We start from the raw sequence: 6529 nt of genomic DNA on the forward strand, positions 1-6529 counted from the left end.
CCTCGACCACCGATGAACGGCTCGGCGCCTGGGGAGCCTCACACCTCGACCACCGACCAAGGACGAGCCGGACAACGGACACAAGACACAAGACACAGAAACTGGCACCGAAGGCGCGGTAGCGTGAAAGTCCCGCCACCGGAGTTGTCCACGTATCGAGGAGTCGACCCGTGCCACATCCGATCATGTTCGACGACGCCGACCCCTTCCTCATCCGCGTACGCGAAGTGGCTCTGGCATTCCCCGACGCCACCGAGGTGGTCGCGCACGGCCGACCAACATTCCGGTGCGGCAAGATGTTCGGCAACTATGGCGGTGGCGAGAAAGGCGGAATCCGCCACGACCGTTCGGTGTTGTTCCTCGCCGACCCAGCCGAGCGTGCCGCGCTCGTCGAGGATCCGAGGTTCTTCGTCCCCGCCTACTTCGGACCCGCAGGTTGGCTCGGCATCCTGCTCGACGACGCCACCGACTGGATCGAGGTCGCCGAGCTACTCGACGCGAGCTACCGCCAAATCGCACCGAAGCGGTCGATCGCGAAACTCGATGCCCGAGAAAGCATGTGACCGCCCGCGCGACGATCGCCACGACGAAACCGGCGCAGCGAACGATCCCATGACAACGCCGTCGCCGCCGTCAGCGGGCTGGGCCGCAGTGCGTCCCGCGACAGCAGCGCCGCGCCACGCGCGACGGTGGACGCCGACGCCTTGGAGCGGTGACCCGAATCGAACGGCGGCTGCGGATCGTATTCGATCACGAGCTGAATGGCCTTGGCCCGTTCCTCGCCGGCGATCTGCCCGGCCAGCCACAGTGCCAGATCGATCCCCGCAGACACCCCGGCAGCCGTCACCACTTTCGCCCCGTCACCCTCCCCCGACGCTGCGCTCGCCCCGTCACCCTCCCCCGACGCTGCGCTCGCCCGGACCACCCGCTCATCCGACACCGGCGTCGCTCCGAACATCGACAACGCGGCCAGCGCGGACCAGTGCGATGTCGCGCGCCTGCCCTCCAGCAGTCCGGCGGCCGCCAGCACCACCGAGCCGGTACACACAGAGGTCATCCACGACGCGGTCGTCGATACATCAGCCAGCCACGCCAGCAGCCGCTCGTCCCGCGCCGCCTTCGCGCACCCGGGACCTCCCGGAACCAGCACGACGTCGGGATTCGGTGTCTCGGCCAACGAATGCGTGGCCCCGACCAGCAGAACACCGGAGTCGGCCACGATCGGTCCCGGCTCATGCCAGACGAATCGCACCTCGGCATCCGGAAGCATGCGCAGCACCTCGTACGGGCCCACGAAGTCGAGAGCGGTGAACTGCGGGTAGACGACGATCGCGATGCGGGTCATGCGGATTCCCCCTGACGTGTTCGGATGGTCATTGCCTGCCGGCCGTCGATCAGCGACAGGATCGGCGGTAACGGTCCGGCGATATCCCCACACGCCGCGAGAACACACGTCGCATGGTCTCTGCCGAGCCGAATCCGGATCGGGCCGCCACGACAGGCATCGGATCGTCACTCTCTTCGAGGTGCCGACGGGCGGCGTCGGTCCGAATCCGCTCGACGTAGACGCCCGGCGACTCGCCGACCTCGGCGGTGAACACCCGGGTGAAATGCCGCGGACTCATCGCGGCGATCGCCGCGAGGTCGGTGATCGGGTGCGGCGCTGCGGGATCGTTCTCGATGGCGTCCTGCACGTCTCGGATCGGACGTCGCCGGGCCCGTGGCATCCAGACCGGCGGCGCGAACTGGGACTGCCCACCCGGACGTCGGAGATGCAAGACCAGCCACCGCGCAACGGACTGCGCAAGCTCGGTGCCGTGGTCCTCCTCCACGAGTGCCAGAGTGAGATCGATGCCCGCGGTGACACCGGCCGCCGTCCACACGCGCTCGGAGCTGCGGATGAAGATCGGGTCGGGATCGACCTGCACGGCCGGATATTCGGAAGCCAACAGCTGTGCCGAAGCCCAGTGCGTGGTCGCGCGATGCCCGTCGAGCAGACCGATCTCGGCAGCCAGGAAGGCCCCACTGCACACGGTGACCACCCGCCGTGCTCGGCGTGCCGTGGCGCGAATCCACGTCATCATCTCGGAGCAATACCGGGCCTCGAAGACGCCCATGCCCCCGGGCAGGACCAAGGTGTCGATCGGCGTGTCGGGTGCCGGCAGCGGGTCCGCGACGAAATCGAGGCCGGCACCGGAGGAGACCGGCCGACCCCCCACCGACACCAGCGAGATCTCGTAACCCGATTGCGCGACATCACGTCCGGCGAGCACCAGCGACGCCGCTGTGAACACGTCGAGCGGCCCGGTGATGTCGAGCGGCTGCACCCCGGCGAAGCCGAGGACCACCACTGATCGCGTCATGGGTCCATGGTGTCGAACGCCTGCCATGGCGTCCAGGACCAAACTCCCACAGATCAGGACACGCCCAGCCGGACGCCCTCGATCGGACGACAAGCCACGTTATGCGCTCACATGAATACACCGATGTCCGATAAAGGCATTTCGCGAGTATTTCGGACTGCAAATAACCCATGCGCCGGACTCAGCCGGACTACAGTGGGATTTCTGCCGGGAAAGCGAGATCTGCGACGTCTGTAGGAGATTCGAGCATGGCAACCTCATCGACCCCGCGGGAGAAACTCACCGCCGATCAGCGCAATTCCTTCGCCGCGGCATATCTGGGCTGGGCAATGGACGCATTCGACTATTTTCTGGTCGTCCTGATCTACGCCGACATCGCCAAGGATTTCGGGGTTCCGCTGGACCGGATGGCGCTGATCACCACCATGACCCTGCTGATGCGACCGGTGGGCGCGTTCATCTTCGGGCTCTGGGCCGACCGCAAGGGTCGTCGCATCCCGTTGATGACCAACGTCGCCTTCTACAGTGTGGTCGGCTTCCTCTGCGCCTTCGCACCCGGATTCTGGGTGTTGATGGTGCTGCGCATGCTCTACGGCATCGGCATGGGCGGCGAATGGGGCCTCGGGGCCGCACTGGCCATGGAGAAGATCCCCGTCTCCCGACGAGGCTTCTTCTCCGGCTTCCTGCAGAGCGGCTATTCGATGGGATACCTCTGCGCCGCACTGGCATTCCTGGTTCTCAACACATGGCTCGGCCTGAACTGGCGGTGGATGTTCGCGCTGTCGATCATCCCCGCATTGATCAGTCTGCTGATACGGGCGCGCGTGGAGGAATCCGAGGCGTGGAAGGCCACACGTGACCGGGTGCGTCAGACCCAGACCACCGCACGGGAGATCTGGTCGAATCCGGTCATCTGGCGACGCTTCATCTTCCTGGTCCTGCTGATGACGGCGTTCAACTGGATGAGCCACGGTACCCAGGACGTCTATCCGACATTCCTCAAGGCGCACAACGATTCCGGAGCAGGCCTGGCCGCAAGCACCGCAACCTGGATCGCGGTGATCTACAACGTCGGAGCCATCATCGGCGGTCTGATCGCCGGCGCACTGTCGGAACGGTACGGTCGCAAGACACTGATCATCGCGTGCGCGGTGATCGCGCTGCCGATCGTGCCGTTGTTCGCCTACTCCTCGACGGCCGGCTACCTCGCACTCGGCGCCTTCCTCATGCAGATGATGGTGCAGGGCGCGTGGGGTGTGATCCCGGCACACCTGACCGAACTGTCCCCCGACGAGATCCGTGGCTTCTACCCGGGCGTCACCTATCAGCTCGGAAACTGCCTGGCCGCCTTCAATCTTCCGATCCAGGAGGCGGTGGCCGGCAGTCACGGCTATCCGTTCGCGCTGACCGTGACGATCGTCCCGGTCCTGATCGCGGTCATCGTGCTGACCGCGTTCGGCCGGGAACGCAAGGGCGTGCAGTTCGGCAGTGAGCAGGCCAGCGTCGAGGAAGTCGCCTGAGGCGACGACCTCAGAGCGCGTCGGGATCGGCGGACAGCAACTCCCCGGCGCGCGCGCAGATACTCAACGCGGTGCGCGCCCAGTCCGGGGACGCTCCGGCCAGGCCACATGTCGGGCTGACGATCACGTTGTCCGACAGCACTTTTCGCGCGAGACCGATGCGGTCGACCAGCTCGGCGAGGGTGGTCGCGACCGTCTCGGCATGGACGGCGGGGTCTGCGTGGTCGCCCGGCAGGACCCCGGCGACGAGCACATCGCCGCGGTCGATCAGGCCGCCGATCCCGTCGAGTGCCGCGGTGTCCGCAGATCCGATGCCCGTGACGTCGATGCCGTACGCCACACCCGAGAGTGCGTGCACGAGATCCCATCTCGGCGCGCCACAGTTGTGCACGATCATCGGCACGTCGAGGTGCTCGCGCACCGAGCGCAAGGCCTCGGCGACGTCGGCGACCGGAATCGGCGGGATCACGTCGAGCCGGGTCAGCGGCGGCACCCGACCGTCGATCACCGTCCCCACCATCGGCTCGTCGAGTTGCACGATCACCCAGGCGCCCAGCCGGCGACGGACCTCGCCGACCAATCCGGCGAGCCCCTCGGCACCGGAGTCGATGAGATCGCGCAGCGCGCCCCGATCGCGAATGGCCTTGTGCCCGTTGACGAGTTCGATGGAGGCGGCCAACGTGAACGGCCCGGCGACCGCGACCTTCATCGGCCGTCCGGTGCCGATGAAACCGGCTGCATCCCAGATCTCCTCGATCGCGTCGAGATCTGCGGCGAGGAACCCCCGCGCACGTCGCGCGACCGAGGAGCCACGGGCGCCGAGCCGGTAGCCCCAGGTGGCCGAGTCGATCGGGAGGTCGACGAGTACCGCAGCCATCCGCCCGATCATGTCGGCACCGATTCCACGAGCGGGCAACTCGGCGAGATGGGCGAAGTCGAGCTCGCCGTTGATGATCGCCGCCGCCTCGCGCGGATCGGTGCCCGGCATCGAACCAACACCCGTTCCCACCCCGGTGGGCAGATCGGTCATCGGTCTACTCGGCGAGCGACGCCGACACCGGCCGGGCCGCAGATTCCGGGTCCGACGAGGTGGAAGCGATTCGGCCCGAACCGAGTACGAGATCACCGTTGGCGGGATCGGGGAGATACAGCACCGCGGCCTGCCCACGCGCCACCCCGGTCAACGGCTCGCCCAGCGCGATCTCGATGAACGGGCCGTCGGGGCCGTCGACCGGGGTGGCCACCGCGGGAGCCAGCCCCCCGTGCGCGCGCACCTGAACGGTCACCTCGACGGGACCCTCGGGCGACTCTCCGGAGGTCCACACCGCGTTGCGGGTGCGGATCGAATGCACCTGTAGATGCTCCTCGGAGCCCACGGCGACCGTGCCGGTCTCGGGATCGATGTCGGTGACGTAGCGCGGTCGACCGTCGACTGCGGGCGCCTCGATACCGAGTCCCTTGCGTTGGCCGATCGTGAAGCCGTGCACCCCGTCGTGATCGGCCAGCCGCTCACCGGTCCCGGCGTCGACGACCGCACCCGGCCGCACGCCGATGCGTGCGCCGAGAAATGCGCGGGTGTCCCCGGTGGGGATGAAGCAGATGTCATGCGAATCCGGCTTGGCGGCCACCGACAATCCCCGTTGCGCCGCCTCGGCACGGATCGCGGGTTTGGGCGTGTCGCCAACCGGGAACATCGCGCGGTCGAGCTGGTCCCGGGTGAGCACGGCCAGGACGTAGGACTGGTCCTTGTCCGGATCGACGGCCCGACGCAGCTGTCCTCCGGACAGGCGCGCGTAGTGGCCGGTGGCCAGCGCATCGAAACCCAGGGCCATCGCCTTGTCGGCCAGCGCCGCGAATTTGATCTTTTCGTTGCAGGTCAGGCACGGGTTCGGGGTCTGACCGGCGGCGTACGCGGCGACGAACTCGTCGATGACGTCGTCCTTGAAGCGATCAGCAAAGTCCCACACGTAGAACGGGATACCCAGGACGTCGGCGGCGCGGCGGGCATCGTCGGCGTCCTCGCGCGAGCAACATCCCCGCGAGCCGGTGCGCAGGGCACCCGGAGCGGTCGACAACGCCAGATGCACGCCGACGACGTCGTGACCGGCGTCGACGGCACGTGCGGCGGCGACCGCCGAGTCGACCCCTCCGCTCATGGCTGCCAGGACCCGCATCACTGTGCCCTTCCGCCGGGCGCCGACACCAGTCCGGCGACGCGGGCACGCTCGACCACCTCGCCGATGACGTCGGCGACGGTCTCGATGTCCGAACGGGTCGTGCTCGGGGCCAACGAGAACCGCAGGGAGCCGCGAGCCTCGGCCATGTCGAGACCCATCGCCAACAGGACGTGGCTGGCCTGTGCGACGCCGGCCGTACACGCCGAACCGGTGGAACACTCGACGCCGTTGGCGTCGAGCAGCATCAGCAACGAATCCCCTTCGCACCCTTCGAAGGACACGTGAACGTTGCCCGGCAGCCGACGCTCGTCGCGCGGTCCGTTGGCGCTCGTGCCGGGAATGTCGAGGATGGTGGCGAACAATTCGTCGCGCAGTGCGGCGACCGCGACCATCGATTCGGGTAGCTCTGCGGTGGCGATCCGCAGAGCGGTCGCCATACCGACGGCCGCCGCGACCGGCTGGGGGCCCG

Annotated in this window: 7 protein-coding genes; 2 read left to right on the forward strand and 5 right to left on the reverse strand. The window is 67.7% G+C overall.

Annotated features, from left to right (window positions below; all coding sequences use genetic code 11):
* Positions 1 to 170: 170 nt before the first annotated feature.
* Entirely contained in the window at positions 171 to 563 is a 393-nt protein-coding gene (locus tag B1964_RS14645; protein ID WP_006371750.1) for an MmcQ/YjbR family DNA-binding protein, read from the forward strand.
* Here the strand turns inward: B1964_RS14645 and B1964_RS14650 are convergent.
* Together B1964_RS14650 and B1964_RS14655 are read right to left on the reverse strand one after the other, a co-directional pair.
* Entirely contained in the window at positions 503 to 1345 is an 843-nt protein-coding gene (locus B1964_RS14650; protein ID WP_079930292.1) for a DJ-1/PfpI family protein, read from the reverse strand. The genes B1964_RS14645 and B1964_RS14650 overlap by 61 nt on opposite strands.
* 49 nt (positions 1346 to 1394) lie before the next feature.
* Positions 1395 to 2363, reverse strand: coding sequence for a helix-turn-helix domain-containing protein (locus tag B1964_RS14655; RefSeq protein WP_079930293.1), 969 nt, complete (start codon positions 2361 to 2363; stop codon positions 1395 to 1397).
* A gap of 248 nt (positions 2364 to 2611) precedes the next feature.
* On the opposite strand from B1964_RS14655, the gene B1964_RS14660 reads away from it, so the two are divergent.
* Entirely contained in the window at positions 2612 to 3883 is a 1272-nt protein-coding gene (locus B1964_RS14660) for an MFS transporter (RefSeq protein WP_006371753.1), read from the forward strand.
* Between the two features lie 10 nt (positions 3884 to 3893).
* Here the strand turns inward: B1964_RS14660 and B1964_RS14665 are convergent, their stop codons facing one another.
* The 3 genes from B1964_RS14665 to B1964_RS14675 form a co-directional block, all read right to left on the reverse strand.
* The gene (locus tag B1964_RS14665; RefSeq protein ID WP_079930294.1) at positions 3894 to 4913 is read right to left on the reverse strand and encodes a vitamin-B12 independent methionine synthase; all 1020 of its coding nucleotides are present in this window, start codon (positions 4911 to 4913) and stop codon (positions 3894 to 3896) included.
* Between the two features lie 4 nt (positions 4914 to 4917).
* Positions 4918 to 6057, reverse strand: a complete 1140-nt coding sequence (gene mnmA / locus B1964_RS14670) for a tRNA 2-thiouridine(34) synthase MnmA (protein ID WP_172398845.1) — start codon at positions 6055 to 6057, stop codon at positions 4918 to 4920.
* Positions 6057 to 6529: aminotransferase class V-fold PLP-dependent enzyme (locus B1964_RS14675; RefSeq protein WP_139765741.1), on the reverse strand; the 473-nt coding region annotated here is incomplete at its 5' end. The genes B1964_RS14675 and mnmA, both read right to left, overlap by 1 nt.

Origin of the sequence: Gordonia sp. i37, from assembly GCF_002043085.1 — a bacterium.
Taxonomy (GTDB): domain Bacteria; phylum Actinomycetota; class Actinomycetes; order Mycobacteriales; family Mycobacteriaceae; genus Gordonia; species Gordonia polyisoprenivorans.